This window comes from Hydrocarboniphaga sp. FW305-C-57, from assembly GCF_058783045.1.
This window is the reverse complement of the sequence record NZ_JBYSYG010000011.1, coordinates 153,465-175,310: the sequence shown is the minus strand read 5'-3', so window position 1 is coordinate 175,310 and position 21,846 is coordinate 153,465. Positions and strand designations below refer to the sequence as shown.

The 21,846-nt window shown below is 67.0% G+C and carries 18 protein-coding genes and 1 riboswitch; of the genes, 3 read left to right on the top strand and 15 right to left on the bottom strand.

Translation table 11 applies throughout. The annotated features are described in order from the left end of the window. Positions 1 to 2: 2 nt before the first annotated feature. From AC3WUM_RS20035 to AC3WUM_RS20005, 7 genes are all read right to left on the bottom strand, one after another. Positions 3 to 590, bottom strand: coding sequence for an anthranilate synthase component II (locus tag AC3WUM_RS20035; RefSeq protein WP_492412482.1), 588 nt, complete (start codon positions 588 to 590; stop codon positions 3 to 5). Positions 591 to 829: 239 nt separating this feature from the next. Further along, positions 830 to 1,417 (bottom strand): TMEM165/GDT1 family protein, encoded by a 588-nt coding sequence (locus AC3WUM_RS20030; RefSeq protein ID WP_492412480.1) that lies wholly within the window; start codon positions 1,415 to 1,417, stop codon positions 830 to 832. Positions 1,418 to 1,430: 13 nt separating this feature from the next. After that, positions 1,431 to 1,601, bottom strand: a riboswitch (yybP-ykoY riboswitch). A gap of 33 nt (positions 1,602 to 1,634) precedes the next feature. Then, positions 1,635 to 2,534, bottom strand: coding sequence for a 3-hydroxyisobutyrate dehydrogenase (mmsB, locus tag AC3WUM_RS20025; protein WP_492412478.1), 900 nt, complete (start codon positions 2,532 to 2,534; stop codon positions 1,635 to 1,637). A gap of 25 nt (positions 2,535 to 2,559) precedes the next feature. Beyond that, positions 2,560 to 3,702 carry an enoyl-CoA hydratase/isomerase family protein gene (locus AC3WUM_RS20020; protein WP_492412476.1) on the bottom strand — a complete coding sequence of 381 codons (1,143 nt, stop codon included), beginning with the start codon at positions 3,700 to 3,702 and terminating at the stop codon, positions 2,560 to 2,562. After that, positions 3,695 to 4,480: an enoyl-CoA hydratase gene (locus AC3WUM_RS20015; RefSeq protein ID WP_492412474.1), complete on the bottom strand. Its 786-nt coding sequence runs from the start codon at positions 4,478 to 4,480 to the stop codon at positions 3,695 to 3,697. Before AC3WUM_RS20015 ends, AC3WUM_RS20020 begins: the two co-directional genes overlap by 8 nt. A 54-nt stretch (positions 4,481 to 4,534) precedes the next feature. Continuing rightward, positions 4,535 to 5,695, bottom strand: coding sequence for an acyl-CoA dehydrogenase family protein (locus AC3WUM_RS20010; protein WP_492412473.1), 1,161 nt, complete (start codon positions 5,693 to 5,695; stop codon positions 4,535 to 4,537). A gap of 22 nt (positions 5,696 to 5,717) precedes the next feature. Next, positions 5,718 to 7,229, bottom strand: a complete 1,512-nt coding sequence (locus tag AC3WUM_RS20005; RefSeq protein WP_492412471.1) for a CoA-acylating methylmalonate-semialdehyde dehydrogenase — start codon at positions 7,227 to 7,229, stop codon at positions 5,718 to 5,720. Between the two features lie 144 nt (positions 7,230 to 7,373). Here AC3WUM_RS20005 and AC3WUM_RS20000 point away from each other — a divergent pair, with 144 nt between their 5' ends. Then, positions 7,374 to 8,735 (top strand): short-chain fatty acyl-CoA regulator family protein, encoded by a 1,362-nt coding sequence (locus tag AC3WUM_RS20000; RefSeq protein ID WP_492412469.1) that lies wholly within the window; start codon positions 7,374 to 7,376, stop codon positions 8,733 to 8,735. A gap of 41 nt (positions 8,736 to 8,776) precedes the next feature. Next, entirely contained in the window at positions 8,777 to 10,402 is a 1,626-nt protein-coding gene (locus AC3WUM_RS19995) for an MFS transporter (protein WP_492412467.1), read from the top strand. 61 nt (positions 10,403 to 10,463) lie between these two features. Here the strand turns inward: AC3WUM_RS19995 and glyA are convergent, their stop codons facing one another. Together glyA and metE are read right to left on the bottom strand one after the other, a co-directional pair. After that, entirely contained in the window at positions 10,464 to 11,741 is a 1,278-nt protein-coding gene (gene glyA, locus AC3WUM_RS19990; RefSeq protein WP_492412465.1) for a serine hydroxymethyltransferase, read from the bottom strand. Between the two features lie 193 nt (positions 11,742 to 11,934). After that, positions 11,935 to 14,208: a 5-methyltetrahydropteroyltriglutamate--homocysteine S-methyltransferase gene (gene metE, locus AC3WUM_RS19985; protein WP_492412463.1), complete on the bottom strand. Its 2,274-nt coding sequence runs from the start codon at positions 14,206 to 14,208 to the stop codon at positions 11,935 to 11,937. A 93-nt stretch (positions 14,209 to 14,301) separates the two neighbouring features. On the opposite strand from metE, the gene AC3WUM_RS19980 reads away from it, so the two are divergent. Further along, positions 14,302 to 15,225 carry a LysR family transcriptional regulator gene (locus AC3WUM_RS19980; protein WP_492412461.1) on the top strand — a complete coding sequence of 308 codons (924 nt, stop codon included), beginning with the start codon at positions 14,302 to 14,304 and terminating at the stop codon, positions 15,223 to 15,225. On the opposite strand, the gene AC3WUM_RS19975 is transcribed toward AC3WUM_RS19980, so the two are convergent. From AC3WUM_RS19975 to AC3WUM_RS19950, 6 genes are read right to left on the bottom strand one after another with little or no spacing between them, the layout of a single operon-like run. Further along, on the bottom strand, positions 15,222 to 15,920 hold the full coding sequence (locus AC3WUM_RS19975) for a 4'-phosphopantetheinyl transferase family protein (RefSeq protein WP_492412459.1): 699 nt from the start codon (positions 15,918 to 15,920) through the stop codon (positions 15,222 to 15,224). The two genes, AC3WUM_RS19980 and AC3WUM_RS19975, sit on opposite strands and share 4 nt — an antisense overlap. Beyond that, positions 15,895 to 16,671, bottom strand: a complete 777-nt coding sequence (locus AC3WUM_RS19970; protein WP_492412457.1) for a 2,3-dihydro-2,3-dihydroxybenzoate dehydrogenase — start codon at positions 16,669 to 16,671, stop codon at positions 15,895 to 15,897. Before AC3WUM_RS19970 ends, AC3WUM_RS19975 begins: the two co-directional genes overlap by 26 nt. Beyond that, positions 16,668 to 17,999, bottom strand: a complete 1,332-nt coding sequence (locus tag AC3WUM_RS19965; protein WP_492412455.1) for a condensation domain-containing protein — start codon at positions 17,997 to 17,999, stop codon at positions 16,668 to 16,670. Before AC3WUM_RS19965 ends, AC3WUM_RS19970 begins: the two co-directional genes overlap by 4 nt. Beyond that, the gene (locus tag AC3WUM_RS19960) at positions 17,992 to 18,876 is read right to left on the bottom strand and encodes an isochorismatase family protein (protein WP_492412453.1); all 885 of its coding nucleotides are present in this window, start codon (positions 18,874 to 18,876) and stop codon (positions 17,992 to 17,994) included. Before AC3WUM_RS19960 ends, AC3WUM_RS19965 begins: the two co-directional genes overlap by 8 nt. Beyond that, positions 18,873 to 20,546: a (2,3-dihydroxybenzoyl)adenylate synthase gene (locus AC3WUM_RS19955; RefSeq protein ID WP_492412451.1), complete on the bottom strand. Its 1,674-nt coding sequence runs from the start codon at positions 20,544 to 20,546 to the stop codon at positions 18,873 to 18,875. Before AC3WUM_RS19955 ends, AC3WUM_RS19960 begins: the two co-directional genes overlap by 4 nt. Next, a complete protein-coding gene (locus AC3WUM_RS19950) occupies positions 20,543 to 21,775 on the bottom strand; it encodes an isochorismate synthase (RefSeq protein WP_492412449.1) in 1,233 nt (410 codons plus the stop codon). The genes AC3WUM_RS19955 and AC3WUM_RS19950 overlap by 4 nt, the downstream gene beginning before the upstream one ends. Positions 21,776 to 21,846: the final 71 nt, after the last annotated feature.

Here is a 21,846-nt window from a genome sequence, read left to right as displayed (position 1 = left end):
GCTCAGTAGCGCTCGATGAAATTCTTCAGCAGCGCGTGCCCGTGCTCGGTCAGGATGGACTCGGGGTGGAACTGCACGCCTTCGATCGCGAGCGTCTTGTGCTTGAGGCCCATGACTTCGTCCTGCGAGCCGTCTTCGCGCTGGGTCCAGGCGGTGATTTCGAGATCGCTCGGGAAGCTTTCGCGATCGACGATCAGCGAGTGATAGCGCGTGGCCGTGTACGGCGTCGGCAGCCCGGCGAACACCCCGGTATCACGGTGGTGCACGAAGCTGGTCTTGCCGTGCATGACCTGGCGGGCGCGACGCACGTCGCCACCGAAAGCCTGGCCGATGGACTGGTGGCCGAGGCAGACGCCGAGGATCGGAAAGCGCCCGGGTTTGCCGAGCTTTTCGATCAGCTCGAGGCAGATACCCGCCTCATTGGGCGTGCACGGACCCGGCGAGAGCACGATGTGTTGGGGTTTGAGCGCCGCGACCTCGTCGACCGTGATCTGGTCGTTGCGGTGAACCTGCACCTCCACGCCGAGCTCGCCGAAATACTGGACGAGGTTGTAGGTGAAGGAGTCGTAGTTGTCGATCATGAGCAGCATGGGGGCACCTAAGAGTTCTGCTGGTTGGGAGCCGCGCGCGGCTGCCTCGAAGGTCTCCGCGGCGCGAGCGCAGGCGGAGAAAAAGCGGGGTTCTTAGATGCGACGCCAGCGAATCATGTCGAGTCTTGCAGGCTTGAGGTGGGGCGAGGGACGGCGAAAAGTAGAGCGTATCTTACCTGCCGGCCCGGCATCCCGCAGCCGCGAGCCCGGCACCGGGCCGGATTCGCGGCTGCGAGCGCTCACAGCCCGGCCAGCCCGAGCCCGAAATTGAACTTGAGCAGGATCAGCACGCCGAAGATCGCGAACAGGGCCGCCGCAACGAAGCGCATCTTGCTCAGGGGGAAGCGCTGGGCGAGTTTTTCGCCGACCAGCACGGCCGGGACATTGGCCGCCATCATGCCGAGCGTGGTGCCGGTGGCGACCATGAACAGGTTGCTGTACTGCGCACCGAGGGCAATCGTCGCGAGCTGGGTCTTGTCGCCCATTTCGGCCAGGAAGAACATCGTCAGCGTGGTCAGAAACGCGCCGGCGCCGGGCTTCTGCTTCGGGTCTTCGTCGAGCGTGTCCGGAATCAGCGCCCAGGCCGCGAACGCCAGGAAGGCGCCGCCGAGTACCCAGCGCATGACGTCCGGCGAGACGTGCGAGGCGACCCAGTCGCCGACGTAGGCGGCGACGAGGTGATTGCAGATCGTCGCGATGAAGATGCCGGCGATGATCGGCCAATGCTGCCCGCGAAAGCGCGTGGCGAGCACGAAAGACAGCAGCTGGGTTTTGTCCCCGATCTCGGCGATCGCGACCATGCCGAACGAGGTGAGCAGAGCTTCCACTGATTCATTTCCTGGGGCCGGCGAGCGTGGACACCATTGACCCTGCCTTCCATCGCCGGCCCGGCTGCTGGATGACAGAGTCAAAGGTCTCGCCTGGACATCCCGCACACGCCACGGTCTTCGACCGAGTTTGTTGACGTGGGCTCCTCCTGTGCGGAGGCGGCTACTCCCCAATGACGGCGGCGACTATAAAGGCGCCGTCGGCACCGCCGCAAGCTCAGCGCCCGCGCCGGTACAGCTCGACGATGCTCGAAAAATCGAGCGCGCCCGAGTTCGCCGAATGCAGGGCGTAGAGGTTGCGCGCGAGTTCTCCGAGCGGGATCGCGCTGCCGCTCGCGATCGAGGCTTCAGCCGCCAGGCCCAGATCCTTGAGCATCAGCGCGCTGCCGAAACCGCCGCTGTAGCCGCGCGAGGCCGGTACGCCGTCCTGCACGCCGGGCCAGGGGTTATAGACCTCGAGCGACCAGTTGCGGCCCGAGCTCTTGAGCATGATCTCGGACAGCACTTTCGGATCGAGGCCGTTGGCGACGCCGAGCGCGAGCGCCTCCGCAGTGCCGGCCATGTGGATCGCGAGCAGCATGTTGTTGGCGATCTTGGCGACCTGCCCGGCACCGACGGCACCGGCGTGGAAGAGGTTTCTGCCCATCTTCTCGAGCACCGGCTTCGCTCGCTCGAACGCGGCTGCATCGCCGCCGACGATGAAGCTCAGCGTGCCGGCCGCCGCGCCTGCGGTCCCGCCAGAGACCGGTGCATCGATGAAGACGATGTCGAGTGCCTGCGCGGCGCTGGCGACCTTGCGTGAAGACGCCGGCGCGATCGTCGAGCAATCGATCACCAGTGTTCCGGGCCTGATGTGCTGGAGCAGGCCTTGTTCATTGGCGCTTGCGCCGAGATACAGCGATTCGACGTGCCGGCTCGCGGGCAGCATCGAGATGACGATTCCGGCGTTCGCGACGGCCTGCGCCGGGCTGGCGGCGACGTTCGCGCCGGCCGCCCGGGCGGCTTCGAGCGCGGCGGCGGACAGATCGTAGACCTGCAGCTGATGTCCGGCCTTGAGCAGGTTCAAGGCCATCGGCCCGCCCATGTTGCCGAGACCGATGAAGGCGATGAGGCTCATGCGTATGCTCCTGTTTTGTTTTTTCTCAGCGCAGATCGGCGAGCGGATGCGCGCCCTGCGGCCAGCGTGGCTCGACGAAGTGTTCGGCGATCCAGTCGTCGCTGAGCCCGGCGAAGGTCGCGGGCGTCCAGCGCGGCTGGTTGTCCTTGTCGATCAGCAGGGCGCGCACGCCTTCGGCGAAATCCGGATGCGCGCAGCACTGCAGGGCGACGATCAGTTCGAGCCGGAATACGTCCGCGAGGCTCAGGTCTTGTGCACGCCGCAACAGTTCCCAGACCAGGCCCGCGGTGGTCGGCGAGCCTGCCGCGAGCGACTGTGCGGCCTTGCGCAACCAGGCGTCGTCGCCCGAGTACGAAGTGAGATTTCGGTACACCGCAGCGAGTGAATCCGGTGCCGTGAGCGTTTCGATCAGCTCGCCATGCTGGCGCAGCTTCGATGCGGGCAATGCATCGATCGCAGCTTGCGAGAACGCTTGCAGCATCGTGGAGAGCGTTTCGCGATCGTCTTTCGCATGTCCCGTGAAACCGATCGTGGCGAGCCGCTCGAAAATCGCATCGCGATCGGCCGCGCGCACGAAGTGATCGGCGAGGCCGGCGACCTTGAGATCATGCGCATTGATCGATGCGCCGGTCAGTGCGAGAAAGCGGCCGATGCCGCGCGGCATGCGGCTCAGGAACCAGCTGCCGCCGACATCGGGGAACAAGCCGATCGTGATCTCGGGCATCGCGACGCGCGAAGTCTCGGTAACGACGCGATGACTCGCGCCGGCCATGAGCCCGAGTCCGCCGCCCATGACGATGCCGCTGCCCCAGACGAGGATGGGTTTCGCATACGTGTGGATGCGATGGTCGAGCCGGTATTCCTCGGCGAAGAATTCGAGATTCGCCAGGTTCGGTAGCGCGCCTGGAGTTTCGCGGATCGCGTGGTGCAGGCTGCGGACATCGCCGCCCGCGCAGAAGGCTTTCTCACCGGCGCCATGCAGCACCACGCAAACGATCGCGTCGTCGTCGGCCCAGCGGCGCAGTGCCGCATCGAGCATGCGGATCATCGGCAGGCTCAGCGCGTTGAGCGATCTTGCCGCATTGAGCTGGGCGTAGCCGATGCGCTTGCCGTTGGCCGCTTCGGCTTCACGAATCAGCACGAGATCCTGCGTGCTCGCCTCAGCCATTGCGCCACTCCGGCTTGCGCTTTTCGAGGAAGGCGGTGACGCCTTCCTTCTGGTCGAGCGTGTCGAACAGGTTCACGAAAGCCTCGCGCTCCTGCGGCAGCAGCTGCTTGAGCGGGTTGCTGCGCGCGCCCTGGATGAGCTGCTTGCAGGCCGCGACCGAGGTCGGGCTCTGGCCTTCGGTGCGTTGCGCCCAGGCGAGCGCGGTTTCGAGCGCCGCGCCGCGCGGCACCACTTCTTCGACGAGGCCGATGCGCAGCGCCGTCGCCGCATCGATGCGTTCGCCGATCAGGATCAATCGCTTGGCCCAGCCTTCGCCGACCAGCCAGGGCAGGTTCTGCGTGCCGCCCGCGCAAGGCAGCAAACCCACGGTGGCTTCGGGCAGCGCGAGTTGCGCGTGTTCTTCGGCGATGCGGAGATCGCAGGCGAGCGCGCATTCGAGGCCGCCGCCCATCGCGTAGCCGTTGATCGCGGCGATCGACAGGCCGCGGAAGGCGGCGAGCGCTTCGAAGGCCTCGCCGAAGCGTCGGCCCATTTCGCGCGCCATCGCCTTGTCGCCATCGGCGAACACTTTCAGGTCCGCGCCTGCCGAAAAGAACTTGGGCCCGTCGCCGGTGACGATCAGCGTGTAGATGCTGCGATCGGCATCGAGGTCGCGCACGAGTTGCGTGAGCGCCTTGAGGCTGTCGACGGTCCAGGTGTGCGCGGGCGGATTGTTCAAAGTCACGATCGCGGCGTGTCCGCGCTTTTCGAGTTTCAGATTGCGGTATTCGGTGCTCATGTCGGTTCCTGGTTGATCGGCTGTAGGGCGGGCCACGACCCGCCGACGGAAAATTCAGCGCAGCGTTTCGGTCGCGCCCTGGCGCAGCGCCGCGCGCGCGACGATCACGCGCATGATTTCGTTGCTGCCTTCGAGAATCTGGTGCACGCGGCTGTCGCGCACGTGTCGTTCGAGCGGGAACTCGCGCGTGTAGCCGTAGCCGCCGTGCAGCTGCAGCGCCTGGTTGCAGACTTCGAAACCGATGTCGGTCGCATAGCGCTTGGCCATCGCGCAGTACGTTGTCGCATCGGCGCTGCCGGTATCGAGCTTCCACGCGGCCAGCCGCACCATCTGTCTGGCGGCGACGAGTTCGGTGAGCATGTCGGCGAGGCGGAATTGCAGGGCCTGGAACTGCGCGAGTTCCTGACCGAACTGGCGGCGTGAAGTCAGGTGTTCCTGTGCGCGGGACAGCGCGCTCTGCGCGGTGCCGATCGAGCAGCTCGCGATGTTGATGCGCCCGCCGTCGAGCGCCCGCATCGCGATCTTGAAGCCTTCACCTTCGGCCGCGAGCAACTGCGAGGCCGGCACTTCGACCTGATCGAAGGCGATCGCGCGCGTCGGCGACGCATTCCAGCCCATCTTGTGTTCGAGCTTGCCGTAGCGGATGCCGGGCGTGTCGGCCGGCACCGCGAACACCGAGATTCCTCTGGCTCCGACGCCGCCCGTGCGCGCGAACACTACGAGCAGGTCGGTCGCACCGGCGCCCGAGATGAAGACCTTGCTGCCGTTGAGCACGTAGCGGTCGCCGTGCTTTTCCGCGCTCGTGCGCAGCGAGGCCGCGTCCGAGCCGGCGTTCGGTTCGGTCAGGCAGTAGCTGCCGAGTTTGTCGCCGCTCGCGAGCATGGGTGACCACTCGCGTGCGAACGCAGCCTGCGCGTACGTCGCGACGATCCACGACACCATGTTGTGGATGCTGATGTAGGCCGCCGTGCTCGTGCAGCCCGCCGCGAGCTCTTCGAGCACGATCGAAGCATCGAGCCGCGAAAGTCCGAGCCCGCCGAGCGATTCGGGCGTGTAGAGGCCGCAGAAGCCGAGCTCGCCGGCGCGACGGATCGCAGCGAGCGGAAACTCGGCGGCTTCATCCCAGCGCGCGGCATGCGGTGCGAGTTCGCCGCGCGCAAAATTGCGCGCAGCGTCCTGATAGGCGATCTGGTCTTCGGTGAGAGCGAAATCCATCGCGCTGCTCCGAGGCCTGCGATCAGCGCAGCGAAATCGTCGTGTTCACGCCGACGCTCAGCGTCGAATCGTCGAACCAGCGCTGCGTGACCGTCTTGGTCTGCGTGTAGAACAGGATCACCTGCTTGCCGTAAGGGCCGAGGTCGCCGAGCTTCGAGGCGCGCGAGCCCGTGAACGAGAACAGCGGAACCGGCACCGGAATCGGCACGTTGATGCCGACCTGGCCGATGTCGATTTCTTCCTGGAACTTGCGCGCGGCCGCGCCGGATTGCGTGAACAGCGCCACGCCGTTGCCGTTCGGATTCGCGTTGATCAGTTCGATCGCTTCGTCGAGCGAGGCGGCTTCGAGTACCACGAGCACGGGGCCGAAGATTTCCTGCTCGTAGACCGACATGCCGGGCTTCACGCCCGAGAAGATCGTCGGGCCGACGAAGTTGCCTTTCTCGTAGCCGGCGACCTTTGGGGCGCGACCGTCGAGTTCGAGCTTCGCGCCTTCGAGGATGCCGCGCTCTATCAGGCCATTGATGCGTTCGAGCGCGCCGCATGAAACCACCGGTCCGACGTCGGTGCCGGGCTCGGTGCCCGCGCTGAGCTTGAGCTTTTTCGATTTCTCGACGAGCTCCGGCAGCCAGGCGCGCGATTCGCCGACGAGCACGAGCGTCGACGCGGCCATGCAGCGCTGGCCGGCCGCGCCGAAGGCCGCGCCGATCAGGTTGTTGATCGTCTGCTCACGGTTCGCGTCGGGCAGCACGACGGCATGATTCTTCGCGCCCATCATGCATTGCGCGCGCTTGCCCGCGAGCGTCGCGCGGCGATAGACGTGCGTGCCGACGCGGGTACTGCCGACGAACGACACCGCCTTGATGTCCGGGTGATCGCAAATGCCGTTGACGATGTTCTCGCCGCCATGCACGACGTTGAGCACGCCGGCCGGAACGCCCGCTTCGAGCGCGAGTTCGACCAGGCGCATCGTCACCATCGGGTCCTGTTCCGACGGCTTCAGCACGAAGGTGTTGCCGGTCGCGATCGCCATCGGGAACATCCACAGCGGAATCATCGCCGGGAAGTTGAACGGCGTGATGCCCGCGCAGACGCCGAGCGGTTGCAGCAGCGTGTAGGTGTCGACGCCGGTGGCGACGTTGTTCGCGAGCTCGCCCATCTGCAGCGTGCCGATGTTGGCCGCGTGCTCGACCACTTCGAGGCCGCGGAAGATGTCGCCCTCGGCGTCGGGCAGCGTCTTGCCCTGCTCGGCCGTCAGGATCGCGGCGAGCTCCTTCATGTGCTCGCGTATGAGCTGCTGATACTTCAGGAAGATGCGCGCGCGCACGCCGATCGAGGTCTTGCGCCAGGTTTTGAACGCCCGCTTGGCGGATTCGACGGCGGCGTCGAGTTCCTGCGTGGTCGCGAACGGAACGCGGGCGAGCACCTGCTGCGTGGCCGGGTTGATCACCTCGCGCCACTGGGTGCTGGTGGAATCGACGAACTGGCCGCCGATCAGCAGCTTGACGGTCGGCACGGGGGCTGGTGTGGACATCGCGGTTCCTTTCTCTTGCGTGGTGCGCTGGTCAGTGCCAGTGCGTTTTTGCATTATTCGCATCCATGACTTCGGCGGAAGAACTGAAATTGCGAAGATTTGCCAAGTATCGGAACCGCGTTTGCAAAGTTTGCGAAGGTCGCCATGTCTAAAACCTTCGCCGGCGTGCGCCTGCAGCGGCTGCGCGAGGAGCGCGGCATCAGCCAGGTGGCGCTCGCCAAGACGCTCGGCATTTCGCCGAGCTATCTGAACCAGATCGAGCACAACCAGCGGCCGCTCACGGTGCCGATCCTGCTGCGCATCAACGCGCAGTTCGGCGTCGACGTGCAGATGTTTTCGGACAACGACGAGGCCCGCCTGATCGCCGACGTGCGCGACGTGCTCGCCGAAGTCGGCGGAGACACGGTCTCGCTCGCCGAGACGCGCGCGCTCGCGGCGAACATGCCGGGCGTCGCGCGCGTGCTGCTCGAACTGCATCGGCGCGCGCGTGTCGCTTCGGAGCGCGCGGACACGCTCGTCGCCACGGTCGGCGACAGCAACCACCTGCCGTCCTTCAGCCTGCTCGGCAAGCACGAAGAAGTGCGCGATTACTTCAACCGCCGGCACAACCACATCGTCGAGCTCGACGAAGCGGCCGAGGCGATCTTCGTCGATGGAGACTTCATCGTCGGCGATGCGGCGCAGGCGCTCACGACGCGACTCGCCGAGCGCCACGGCGTGCGCGTGCTGATCGGCGGTTCCGAAAATTCCGAGAAGCAGCGCTACGACGAGCGCAGCAAGACCCTGCATCTGGCCGACTTCCTGCGGCCCGGACAGCAGGCGTTTCAAATGGCGTTCCAGCTTGCGGCGCTCGAAATGCGGCCTGTCATCGACGCGCTGATCCGCGACGGCGGTTTCGCCGAGGGCGAATCGCGCCGGCTCGCGCGCATCGGCTTCGCGAACTACTTCGCCGGTGCGCTCGTGATGCCGTACACGCGCTTCCTGCAATCGGCCGAAGAACTCAGCTACGACATCGAGCGCCTGTCGAGCCGCTTCGGCGTCGGTTTCGAAGCCGTGTGTCATCGCCTGTCGACCTTGCAGCGTCCGGGCTTGCCGGGCCTGCCGTTCTTCTTCGTGCGCGTGGATCGCGCGGGCAACGTGTCGAAGCGGCATTCGGCGGCGGATTTCCATTTCTCGCGCGTCGGCGGCACCTGTCCGCTCTGGATCGTCTACGAGGCATTTTCGCAACCCGACAAAGTGCTGTCGCAGATCGCGCGCATGCCGGACGGACGCAGCTATCTGTGGATCGCCAGGCGCGTCGTCAGCGGGCCGATCGGCTACGGACGTCCGCAGAAGACCTTCGCGGTCGGGCTCGGCTGCGACCTGCGGCACGCGCATCGGCTGATCTATTCGCGCGGGCTCGATCTGTCCGAGCCTGATGCGAGCACGAGCATCGGCCTGGGCTGCAAGGTCTGCGATCGGCAGGATTGCGTGCAGCGCGCGGCGCCTTCGCTGCTCGAACGCTGAGCTTCATCACAGCCAGAAAAACAGAGGGGAGCATCCGAAACATGAGTCCATCCGAACGCAAGGTGGTGCTGGCCTCGTCGCTCGGCACGCTGTTCGAGTGGTACGACTTCTTCCTGTATGGCGCGCTCGCGGCGATCACGAGCAAGCATTTCTTCTCGGGCGTCAACGACACCGCAGCTTTCATCTTCGCGCTGCTGACGTTTTCGGTCGGTTTCGCTGCGCGACCGTTCGGCGCGCTCGTGTTTGGCCGGCTCGGCGATCGCTCGGGACGCAAGCACACCTTCCTGATCACGATCGTCGTCATGGGCCTGTCGACCGTGCTCGTCGGCTGCCTGCCTTCGTACGCGAGCATCGGCATCGCTGCGCCGATGCTGCTCGTCGCGCTGCGCATGTTGCAGGGCCTGGCGCTCGGCGGTGAATACGGTGGCGCCGCGATCTACGTGGCCGAACATGCGCCGGACGACAAGCGCGGTTATCTGACGAGCTGGATCCAGACGATGGCCGCTGGCGGTTTGCTGCTGTCGCTCGCGGTGATCGCGCTGGTTCGCGCATCGATGGGCGAAGCCGCGTTCAGCGCCTGGGGCTGGCGCGTCCCGTTTCTGCTGTCGGCGCTGCTGCTGATCGTGTCGGTCTGGGTGCGCATGTCCTTGCAGGAATCGCCGGTGTTCCAGCGCATGAAGGCCGAAGGCCGCGTTTCGAAAGCGCCGCTGCGCGAGGCCTACGGCTCCTGGCCGAACATCCGTCGTGGCCTGGTCGTCGCCTTCGGTGTGAGCGCCGGGCAAGCGACGGTCTGGTACGCGAGCCATTTCTACGCGCTGTTTTTTCTCACGCAGACACTCAGGCTCGATGCGCTGACCTCGAACCTGCTGCTCGGCGTCGCGGTCGCGATCACCGCGCCGTCTTACGTGCTGTTCGGCGCATTGTCCGATCGCATCGGCCGCAAGCCGCTGATCGTCGGCGGCTGCGTGCTCGCGGCGCTGCTGTACTTCCCGATCTTCAAGGGACTCACGCATTTCGCCAATCCGGAACTCGCGGCTGCGCGTGAATCCGCGCCCGTGCAGGTGATCGCCGATCCACAGGATTGCTCGTTCCAGTTCAATCCGGTCGGTGCGGCGGCGTTCCGGAGTTCCTGCGACATCGCCAAGGCCTGGCTCGCGAAGAACAGCATCGACTATGCGAACGTGAAAGCCTCACCGGGCGGCGTCGCGAGTGTTCGCATCGGCGAGGTGCAGATCGAGAGTTTCGACGGCGCAGGACTGGCCGATGCGGAATTCACTGCACGCAGCGCCGAGTTTCACCGCCGCCTGGAAACCGCGATTCGCGAGGCCGGCTATCCGGCGTCGCCACAGGCTTCGAACCTCAATGCCATCGGCATCGTCGCGCTACTGAGCGTGCTCTGCCTGTTCTCTGCGATGACCTATGCGCCCGTCGCCGCGATCATGGTCGAGCTGTTTCCGGCGCGCATCCGCTACACCGGCATGTCGATTCCGTATCACGCGGTCAACGGCTGGATCGGCGGCCTGCTGCCACCGACCGCGTTCGCACTCGTCGCGGCGAGCGGCAGCATTTACGCCGGACTTTGGTATCCGCTGTTCTTCGCGCTCGTCACCGTGATCGTCGGCGCACTGATGCTGCCCGAGACGCGCGGTCGCGATGTGGGGACGTGAGGGGTGAGGCGAAGAAGTGCGTAACGGCCGGAGCGTCGCTCTTGTTGTTGCGTCTCGTTCCTCACGAGGCTTTGCCGTAAACCGGAAACCGCGCACAGAGCGCGGAGACTTCCTCGCGCACCTTGGCCGCCGCGGCTTCGGTGTCTCCACCGGCCGACAGCGTGTCGACCAGATCGGCGATCCAGTTCGCGACCTGCTGCATCTCGGCTTCCCTGAAACCGCGCGTCGTGCTCGCCGGCGAGCCCAGGCGCAGGCCGCTCGTCACGAACGGCGACTTCGGATCGTTCGGCACCGAATTCTTGTTGACCGTGATGTGCGCCTTGCCGAGCAGGGCTTCGGCGTCCTTGCCCGTCACGTTCTTGGCGATCAGGTCGAGCAGGAACAGGTGGTTGTCGGTTCCGCCCGACACCACCTTGTAGCCGCGTTCGAGCAGCACGCCCGCCATCGCGCGCGCGTTGGCGATGACCTGCTTCTGGTAGGTCTTGAAGCTCGGGTCGAGCGCTTCCTTGAACGCCACGGCCTTGGCCGCGATCACGTGCATGAGCGGGCCACCCTGGATGCCCGGGAACACCGCACTCTGGAACTTCTTGTTGAAGTCCTCCGGCTGGCCCTTGGTCAGGATGATGCCGCCGCGCGGACCGCGCAGGGTCTTGTGCGTGGTGCTCGTGACGACGTGCGCGTACGGCAGCGGGCTCGGGTATTCACCGGCGGCGACCAGCCCCGCGATGTGCGCCATGTCGACCCAGAACCAGGCGCCGACCTTGTCGGCGATCTCGCGCATGCGCTTCCAGTCCTTCACTCGCGAATACGCCGAGAACCCGCCGATCAGCATCTTCGGTTTGGTTTCGAGCGCGATGCGCTCCATTTCGTCGTAGTTGATCAGGCCGGTCTCGGTGTCGAGGCCGTACGGCACGATCTTGTACTGCTTGCCCGAGAAGTTCGCCGGGTTGCCGTGCGTCAGGTGACCGCCCTGGGCGAGGTTCATGCCCATGACGGTGTCGCCCGGGTTCACGAGGGCGAGGAAGATCGCGGCATTGGCCTGCGCGCCCGAGTGCGGCTGCACGTTGGCGTAGTCGCAATCGAAGAGCTGCTTGAGCCGGTCGATGGCGAGCTGTTCGGCGACGTCGACGTGCTCGCAGCCACCGTAGTAGCGCTTGCCTGGATAGCCTTCGGCGTACTTGTTGGTGAGCTGCGAGCCCTGCGCTTCCATCACCGCCGGCGAGGCGTAATTTTCCGAGGCGATCAGCTCGATGTGTGCTTCCTGCCGAACGTTTTCCGCGTGGATGACGGCATCGAGTTCAGGATCGAAGACAGCGAGATTCGGTGCGTGCTTGTACATGGGAATCGGCAACCTCGAAGTTATACGCCACGGAACTGGCAGCTACAGGCGGCGCTGTGAACATGGGTGTCTTCGTCAATTTCAGTATCGGAGTCGACGAAGACGAATCGGGACAGCCAATCGAATGCAGGCGCAGCCAAAGCTGGGCTTTCGCGCGCCGTCGTGCGGACCTCAATCGACTCTGGGCTTTGCATCAGGCCAGGCTTTCACGCGCCTGACGCGCGGTTGCGACCATCGTCTTCAAGGCCGCCTCGGTCTCCGGCCAGCCGCGCGTCTTGAGGCCACAATCGGGGTTCACCCACAGGCGCTCGGCCGGCACCACTTTGAGCGCGCGTTGCAGCAGCTCGCTCATTTCTTCGGCGGCCGGAACGCGCGGCGAGTGGATGTCGTAGAGGCCCGGGCCGATGTCGTTCGGATAGCGGAACTCGGCGAAGCCTTCGAGCAGCTTCATGCGCGAGCGTGAGGTTTCGATGGTGATGACATCGGCGTCGAGCGCGGCGATCGCAGGCAAAATGTCGTTGAACTCCGAGTAGCACATGTGTGTGTGGATCTGCGTTTCGTCGCGTACGCTTGCGGCCGTGATACGAAACGCGCGCACGGCCCAGTCCAGATACTCGGGCCAGTCGGCCTTTTTGAGCGGCAGGCCTTCGCGAATCGTCGGCTCGTCGATCTGGATCAGCTTGATGCCGGCGGCTTCGAGGTCGAGCACTTCGTCGCGCAGTGCGAGTGCGAGCTGCAGCGCGACTTCGCGCTTGGGCAGATCGTCACGCACGAAGCTCCAGAACAGCATCGTCAGCGGCCCGCTGAGCATGCCCTTCATCGGCCTGGCCGTGAGGCTTTGCGCATAGCGCGACCATTCCACCGTCATCGGCTTCGGGCGCGAGACGTCACCGTAGATCACCGGCGGCTTCACGCAGCGCGAGCCGTAGCTCTGCACCCAGCCGAACTGCGTGAACGCGTAGCCATCGAGCTGCTCGCCGAAGTATTCGACCATGTCGTTGCGCTCGGGCTCGCCATGCACGAGCACGTCGAGGCCGAGCTGCTCCTGCTGGTCGACGACGAAGCGGATTTCGTTCTGCATCGCGGTGACGTAGTCGGCCTCCGTGATGCTGGCGGCCTTGAACGCGGCGCGCGCGGCGCGGATCTCGGCGGTTTGCGGGAACGAGCCGATCGTCGTCGTCGGCAGCTTCGGCAGTTGCAGCACCGCCTGCTGGGCCACGATGCGGTCGGCGAAAGCCGACCGGCGCTGCATATCGCGGTCGTTCAATGCGGCGACGCGTGCGCGCACGTCGTCGCGCTTCGTACTCGGTGCATTGCGACGGTCCTCGATCGCAGCCGCTGCGGCTTGAAGCTGCTCGGCGACGACCGCTACGCCTTCGTTCAGCGCGCGCTTGAGCAGGGCGAGTTCGCCGAGCTTCTGTTCGGCGAACGCCATCCAGCTTTTGATGCGCGGATCGAGCCGGGTTTCCTGCGCGAGATCGTGCGGCACGTGCAGCAGCGAGCAGGAGGTGGATACCCACAGGCGCTCGCCGAGCCGGCCCTTGGCCGCGTCGAGCGTGGCGAGTGCCGTACCCAGATCGCTGCGCCAGAGGTTGCGGCCGTCGATCACGCCGAGCGAGAGCACTTTGTCTTCGGGCCAGTCGTCGAGAAACGCGGCGAGCTGGTCCGGTGCACGCACGAGGTCCAGATGCAGGCCGGCGATCGGCAGTTGCTTGAGCCAGGCGGCGTGCTCGGCGACGCCGCCGAAGTAAGTCGCGAGCAGCAGCGGCAGGCCGGCGCCGGCCAGTTCGCGATAGACCACGCCGTAGGCCGTGATCCACTCCGCCGGCAGGTCGAGCGACAGCACCGGCTCGTCGAGCTGTACCCAGCGCACGCCGAGCTGCCTGAGCTCGCTCAGCAGCGCGAAGTAGCCGTTGAGCAGCAGCGACAGCAGCCGCAGCTTGTCGAAGCCCGGCTCGGCTGCCGACAGCCACAGCCAGGTCAGCGGGCCGGGCAGCGCGACCTTCACCGCATGGCCGAGCGCGAGCGCCTCGCGCACCTCGGGCAGCAGCCAGTCGCGGTTGAGCCTGAACGTGGTCTGCGGGCCGATCTCGGGGACCAGATAGTGGTAGTTGGTGTCGAACCACTTTTTCATCGCCAGTGCGGGCTGCTGCGCGGTGCCGCGCGCCATCGCGAAGTAGCCGGCCAGGTCGACCGTATCGCCGAGGCCGAAGCGTTGCGGAGCGGCCGAGAACAGCGCGGTGGCGTTGTGCAGATGATCGTAGAAGGCGAAGTCGCCGACGGTGACGACATCGAGTCCGGCCGCTTTCTGCTGCGCCCAGTGCCGGGCCCGCAGGCCGGCGGCGACGCAGTGCAGTTCGTCGGCCGAAAGCGTTCCTTTCCAGTGCGACTCGACGGCGGTCTTGAGTTCGCGGCGGGCGCCGATGCGCGGGTAGCCGAGGACATGCGTGGCGATGGAAGCGGTCATGCAAAAGCTCGTGAGCGGAGAAGGCGCGCATGGTCCGGCTCAGGGCCATATGATTCAATCTCAAAGAATTGTCATTTCACTTGAGTTTCATTCATGGCCTCGTCCCCGCTCGACATCCGCCATCTCCAGACGCTGATCGCACTGTCCGACACCGGCTCGCTCGCCAAGGCGGCCGACCGCGTGTTCGTGACGCAGTCGGCGCTCTCGCACCAGCTCAAGGCGCTCGAAACGCATTACGGAACGCCCTTGTTCGAGCGCAACACCAAGCCGCTGCGCTTCACCCAGGCCGGCTCGCGCCTGCTGAAGGCGGCGCGCGAGGTCGTGCAGATCACCGCGCAGGCCGAGCGTGAAGTGGCGCAGTGGGTCTCGGGTCGCAGCGGCGAGCTGCGCGTGGCGGTGGAATGCCACACTTGCTTCGACTGGCTGATGCCCGCGATGGACGCGCTGCGCGAGCACTGGCCCGAAGTCGAGCTCGACATCGTCAGCGGCTTTCACACCGAGCCGACCACGCTCGTCGAGAACGGCATCGCGGACTTCGCGGTGATCCACGACGAGCCGCCGAAGCGCGCGGGCGTCGTCACCGAGCATCTGTTCACGTATGAGACGCTCGCGATCGTTTCGCCGCGGCACGCGTATGCGCAGAAGGCCTGGCTGCAGCCACAGGATTTCATCGGCGAAACGCTGATCAGCTATCCGGTCGACGACGCCATGCTCGACGTCGTGCGGCATTTTTTGGCTCCGCAGGACATCAAGCCGCACCGCCGCAACGCCGAGCTCACGATCGCGATCCTGCAGCTCGTCGCGAGCGGCCGCGGCATCGCCGCGCTGCCCGAATGGAGCGTGCGTCCGTACCTCGATCGCGGCTACGTCGTCGGCATTCCGCTGGGCCCCAAGGGCGTGCACTGCGAGCTGCACGCGGCGATGCCCGAGAGTCTCGCGAGCCGCGCCTACATTCGCGATTTCATCGCCAAGGTGCGCGAGCAGGCGCCGCGCGCGACGCCGGCATCGTCGATCTAGTTTTCGGGTCGCGCGTGCGTGACGCACAGCGCCATCACATGCCGGCGCCGGGCCCGCATGCGAGCCGCATGCGTGGAGCCTGCGCGCAGGCCACCGCCGAGATCGCGCCGCAGTCGCAGCCGGGCCTCGCCGGTGTCGACGCTGACATCGAGCAGCTCGACGTCATCGAAGCCGCAGGGTGTTTCGATGCGCCGCGAGAGCGCCTTGTAGACGCTCTCCTTGAGCGCCCAGAGCATGCTGATCGCGAGCTGCGGATCGGGCCACGCACCGAGCCGGCGACGCTCGTCCGCCGTCGCGATCCGCTCTGCGAGCGCCTCGGCCTGCGCGGTGTTCAAGCGGCCTTGCACGTCGAGCCCGACGGCGATGTCGGGCGAGGCACTGACCGCCGCGATCGCGAGTCCGTCGCTATGGCTGATCGAGCCCGTGTACCCGGCGGGCCACAGCGGCCTGCGATCGCCGGCGATCGCGAGCGGCGATGCGTCCGCGCAGCCGGCCGCGCGCAGCGCGCGTTCGGCGCAGCGGCGGCCGGCGATGAATTCGATCTGTCGCTTGAGCGCGGCTCGCTGCAGGCTCGGCGGCAGCGCATGTGTGCTGGCGGCGAAGGCCGGCAGCTGCGTGGCATCGAGCCGATAGCGGCAGCTCGCGAAGCGCAGCATGCGCGTGTCCACCTCAGCGCCCGAGCGTGGCGCCGCCATCGACGATCAGGTCCTGCAGCGTGATGTGGCGCGCCGACTCCGACAGCAGGAACAGCACGCTGTCGGCGATGTCCTCGGGCGTGGCGATGCGGCGCAGCGGAATGCCGAGCCGATGCTGCGCGAGCGAGCCCGCGATCACCGTTTCAGCGTCGACGCCGTTCCGCCAGTAGCGGCGCTGCATCTCGGTGTCGGTGGAGCCCGGCGAAACCAGGTTGCAGCGCACGCCGTATTCGGCGAGTTCCAGGCCCAGGCAGCGCATGAACTGCGCGTTCGCGGCCTTGCTCGCCGCATAGGCGCCCATGGCCAGGCGTGGCGTGCTCGCGGCGTTCGAGCCGACGCCGACGATGGCCCCGCGACGCCGCTCGCGCATGCGCCGCGCGACCGCGCGGCAGACGTGGAAACTGCCATGTGTGTTGACCGCGAAACTCTGCAACCAGGTTTCGTCGTCGCCATCGAGCAGGCTGCCGGTGTGCAGCACGCCGGCGACGCTCGCGAGGTAGGCGATCGGCCCGAGCACCTGCTCGATGCGTGAGATCACCGCTTCGACCTCGGCGGCCTCGCGCAGGTCGACCGCGAACGGATGCAGCGCCTCGCGCTGCGCGCAGGCTCCGTGCAGCAAGCCGGCCTGCCGGTCGAGCGCGGCGACGGTAACGCCCGCATCGGCGAGAGCGCGCGCGACGGCCAGGCCGATGCCCTGCGCTGCGCCGGTGACGACCGCGATGCCCGGTTCGAGCTGGGCGTTCGCCTTCATCGCGGCGCTCCGATACTGCGTGCCGCGCTCCAGGGCGCGCCGAGCCAGTCTTCGAGAAAGTCGCCGAAGCCGCTCCAGTGCAAAGCGAGCTCTGCGAGCGTGTAGTTCTGCGGGCGACCGTCGAGATCGAAGCCGATGTCGTCCGCGCGTGCGATGAAGATCGCGGCCAGGTCTTCGACCGGACCGGCCGCGAGGATGCGCGTCTGCGCCGTGCAGTCGCTGAAGCGTGTGGGATGTTCGAACGGCATCACGTTGATTTCGGTCGCGAGCAGGCCGCGCGCATAGCCAGCGGCTTCGAGATCGCCCTCGAGATGCTCGAAGCGATAGCGCGCGTGCGGGCGCAGGCGCTGCAGGTTTTCGCGCACCGCTTTGGCGAGCTTGGGCAGCGCCTGCTCGCCGGCCCGCGGCACCGGCAAGGGCATCACGTTCATCGCCGTGCACGGCGTGCGCGAAGCCGGGCCGCCGAGTCGCTGCATGATCGGCAGGCCGATGACCACGTCGCGGCCTGGTCCGTTCGAAGCACCCTGAACGCCGAGGTAGCCGGCGAAGCCCGCGATCAGCAACTCCGGCCAGCTCAGGCCGATTTCGGCCGCGAGCGACTTGAGCCGCGCGCTCGTGCCGCTCGCGAGCGTGCCACCGTGGCGTCGCCCACGGCCGATGCCCGGCGAGGGCGAGCGCGACAGGCTCACGGGCTGCAGGCCGGCGAGCGTCTCGAGCCAGAAACGCCGATCGGCTTCGCGATCGGCCGATTGCTGATACGCGACATCGGCTGCGACCACGGCGCGCAGATCGCCGAAGCTCGTCGCCGCGCAATCGCCGCCCGCGCGCAGCGCCGCATATCGCGCAGCGACCCGGCGTGTGACGAGCTGGAAGCCGTAGCCGTCGAGCAGCAGATGATGCGCGCGATGCAGCCAGACATGGCGCTGAGCATCGAGCTTGTAGAGCCGGTGCTCGAACAGCTGGCCGCCGTCCGCGTCGAACGGCGCCGCGAGCGCCTCGCGCAACTCGGCCTGCAGGCGACTCTCGCAGTCCGGCCCGCTCAGGTCGCGGCAGTACAAGGCCGGCGCGCGGGGCTCGACGAGTTGCTGCTGGAATTGGCCGTCGCGCTCGAACACGCGCAGATGCAGTGGCTGCGCTTCGAGCACGGTGTCGCGAAGCGCCTGCTCGAAAGCCCTTGCATCGAGTTCGCCGCTTAGCTCCACGCATTCGGCCGCATGGAACACGGCGTCGTCGCCGGCCATCCGCTGGCCCTGCAGAACGCCGAGCTGCGCCTGCGTGAGCGCGAGTGTTTCACCGGCCAGCGCGGAGGACCGCAGATCGTCAGGCACGGTCGGTCTCCGCTGTGTTGAGGCGCAGGCGATCGGCCCAGGACGAGAGCGTCGGTGCTTCGGCCAGTTCGGCGAAATCGGCGGCCAGGCCGATGCGTCTCCAACGCTCGACGAGCGCCATCAGCCGCACCGAGTCCAGGCCCATGAGCAGCAGGTCGTCGTCGTCGTGCAGGGCATCGGGGTCGATCTCCATTTGCGCCGCGACTTCCCTGCGCAGGCGCCTGCGATCGAAGCCGGCCGACAGGGCGCGCCGGAATTCGTTGACGGCCTGCGTGGTGCCGTTGACCTGCGCGCAGCGCCTCGCCGCGTACTGCAGCGCGTACTCGTGTTCCTGCAGCGAGAAATCGCCGAGCGCATCGGCGATCAGGAAGGCCTCCAGATCGAGCATGAAGGCTTCGGCTGCCGTCATCAGGCAGCCGATGTGCGCGTAGACGCCGCAGATGACGAGCTGGTCGCGGCCGCGTTCGCGCATGAAGGCCTCGAGCGGCGAGCGCTTGAACGCGCTGTAGCGCCACTTGGTCATCACGGTGTCGCCGGCCTGCGGTTGCAGGGCCGGCAGGATGCGCGTCACCTCGGGCTCGTCGGCCAGGCCCCGGCCCCAGAAATCGGTCAGCAGGGCGCGATCGCGCGGATCCTGGTTGCCGGGCTGCGCGGTGTAGACCACCGGCACGCCGGCCTCGCGCGCCGCATCGCAAAGTCGCTGGATGTTGGCGACGAGCTGTGGAACCGGCGCCGCGTCCATGTCGAAGAAATCGACGAAGTACTGCTGCATGTCGTGCACGAGCAGCACCGAACGCGCGGCCTCGATTTTCCAGGCCGGCCTGGCCTGCGGCCACTGCGTCGGCATCGCGTAGGACTGAATGCGGGGAATGCTCATGGATGGCTCCGGTGCAGGGGCATCGCATTCGCCGCCTGCTCATGCAGGCGCTCGCGCAGCTGTTGCTTGGCGACCTTGCCGGGCGCGGTCAGTGGCAGCGCGTCGACGAACTCGATGCGGTCTGGAATCTTGTAAGTGGCGATGCCGCGCCCGCGCAGGTGCATCTTGAGTTCGAGCGCGAGCCGCGAGCGCGGTTGCGCGTCGGGCTGCGCGAGCTCGACGAAGGCGCAGCTGCGCTCGCCGAGAAACGCATCGGGAACCGCGACGAGCGCCACGTTGCGGACCTGCGGATGCGTGAGCAGCTGGTGCTCCACTTCTTCGGCCGCGATCTTCTCGCCGCCGCGATTGATCTGGTCTTTGGCGCGACCGACCACCTGGATGTAGCCCTGCGCGTCGCGCCGAACGCGATCGCCGGTGCGGTAGAAGCCGTCGGCCGTGAACGCGCGCGCGTTGTGCTCGGCTGCGCGGTAGTAGCCGCGGATCGTGTACGGCCCACGCGTGAGCAGGTGGCCGACTTCATCGATTGCGACATCCCGATCCTCGTCGTCGACGATGCGAATTTCGTCGTCGTCCGAAATCGGCCGTCCCTGCGTATGCAGGATGCGCGTGTCGTCATCGCCGCTGCGCGTGTAGTTGACGAGCCCTTCGGCCATGCCGAACACCTGCTGCAGTGCGCAGCCGAGCGTCGGCCGTACGCGCGCCGCGACTTCGGGCGACAGGCTCGCGCCGCCGACCTGCACGAGTTTCAGGCTCGCGAGCGCTTCGCGGCCACGCGACGTCGCTGCATCGAGCCAACCCAGCAGCAAGGCCGGAACGAGTGCGGCCTGGGTGACCGCATGCTCGGCGATCAGCGCGAAGGCGGTCGCCGGATCGGGACGTGGGGCGACGACGACGCAGCCGCCCGCGCAGAGCGTGCCGAGCGTGCCCGGCGAACTGAGCGGAAAGTTGTGCGCGAGCGGCAGCACGGCGAGAAACACGGTGTCGGTGCCGAACTCGCAGATCGCGGCGCTCGCGCGCACGCTGTAGAGATAATCGTCGTGCGTGCGCGGAATCAGCTTGGGCGTGCCGGTGCTGCCGCCCGACAGCTGCAGCAGCGCGATTTCGCCGGCGTCGCGCTCGGGCAAGGGCCGCACTTCATGGCGCAAGGTGTCGAGCGCGATGAATTCGGCTGCATCGCCCTGGGCGACGATGACGTGCCGCAGGCTCGTCGGATGTGCAAGCAGCTCGCGCGCGAGCTGGCGGTAGTCGTAGCCGTCGGCTCCTCGCTCGGCGATCAGGTAGGCCACTGCGCCGCTGATCGCGCAGAACGAGGCGATCTCCGCGCGCCGATGTCCGGGCAGGGCCATCACCGGAATCACGCCGAGACGAAAGCAGGCGAAGCAGACGACGAAGAATTCGGCGACGTTCGGCAGCTGCACGACCACGCGATCGCCCGCACGCAGGCCCAGTGCCTGCAGTCCCGCTGCGACTTCATCCGCGTGCGTGTCGAGTTCGCGATAGGTCCAGCGCCGGGCGCCGCAGATCAGTGCGATGCGTTCGCCATATTGGTGTGCGCGCTCGCGCAGGAAGGCGCCGAGGCTCTGGCCGCGCCAGTAGCCGCGTTCGCGATAGCGTCGCGCGAAATCCTCGGGCCAGGGCGTCAGGTCAACTTCCTGGACGGGGCCGCTCATGCGCGATGCTCCACGCCGAGCGCATCGAGCATCGCGCGGAACTTGGCGCCGGTCTCGGCGACTTCGAGCTGCGGATCGGAGGCCGGCACGATGCCGGCGCCGGCGAACAGGCGCGCGCGCCCGGCTTCGACTTCGGCGCAGCGGATCGTCACCGCCCATTCGCCGTCGCCATTGGCATCGCACCAGCCGACCATGCCGGTGAACAGGCCGCGCGGGAACGGCTCTTTTTCGCGGATGAAGTCGCGCGCCATCGCACGCGGCTCGCCGCAGACGGCCGGTGTCGGATGCAGCGCCTGCGCCACTTCGAGCGAGGTCGTCGCGCTGTCGCGCAGCACGCCGATCACCTGCGTCGACAGATGCCAGAGCGAGGGCGTGGAGATCACCGACGGCGTGCCCGCGCATTCGATCGCGCGGCAATACGGGCGCAGCGCTTCGAGCACCGCGTCGACGACGAGCTCGTGTTCGTGACGATCCTTGTCCGACGAGACCAGGCCTTTGCCGCGACGCCGATCTTCGTCCGCGTCGGCACAGCGCGGAACGCTGCCCGCGATCGGATTGGCGATGACGAGATTGCCGCGCCGTTCGAGCAACAGTTCGGGACTCGCGCCCATGAGCCGTCGCGGTGAGCAGCCGCGCGTGACGACGGGCAATTCGACCGCGAAGCTGTAGCCCGAAGGATTGCGCCGGGCCAGGTTGCGCAGCAGCTGCGACTGGTCGATCGCCGCGTCGCTGACGATGTCGAGCGATCGCGACAGCACGACTTTGCGTAGCTCGGAGTCGTGCATGCGCGCGATCGCGGCTTCGACGCCGCGCGCGTATTCGGCAGCCGATGGACGCTCGTGGATCGTGCAGTGCCGGGCCGCGGGCCGCGTCGGTGGCAGCCGATCGTGCAGCAGGGCACCGGCGCGCGCGATCTGCTTCGGCACGTAGAGCACTGGCGCCTGCTCGCTGTCGAACGGCCAGGCGCCGACGATGAGCGGCGACGGCGAGCCTTCGGCGCGCAGCGCCTCGAACAAGCCTTGCAGCTGGGCGCGCGTATCGCTGCGCGACCACTGCAGGCGCACGCGCAGTCCTTCGCCGAGCAGGGTCCGGCGCGGTGAGGCGAAGAAGAAGCTCGACGCGGCGTCGTAGCGCAGCAGCAAGGCGTTGGCGCTGTCGTCGAGAGCGGGGGAGAGTGCGGAACTGCGCGGCTCTTCGCCGAGGAAATGAGGTTGCCGGTCGTCGTCCATGAGGCCTCCAGATGATCCCGGCGGCAACGGCTGACCGGGAGAGGAAAGCCGGGCGGACATCCGACCGCCCG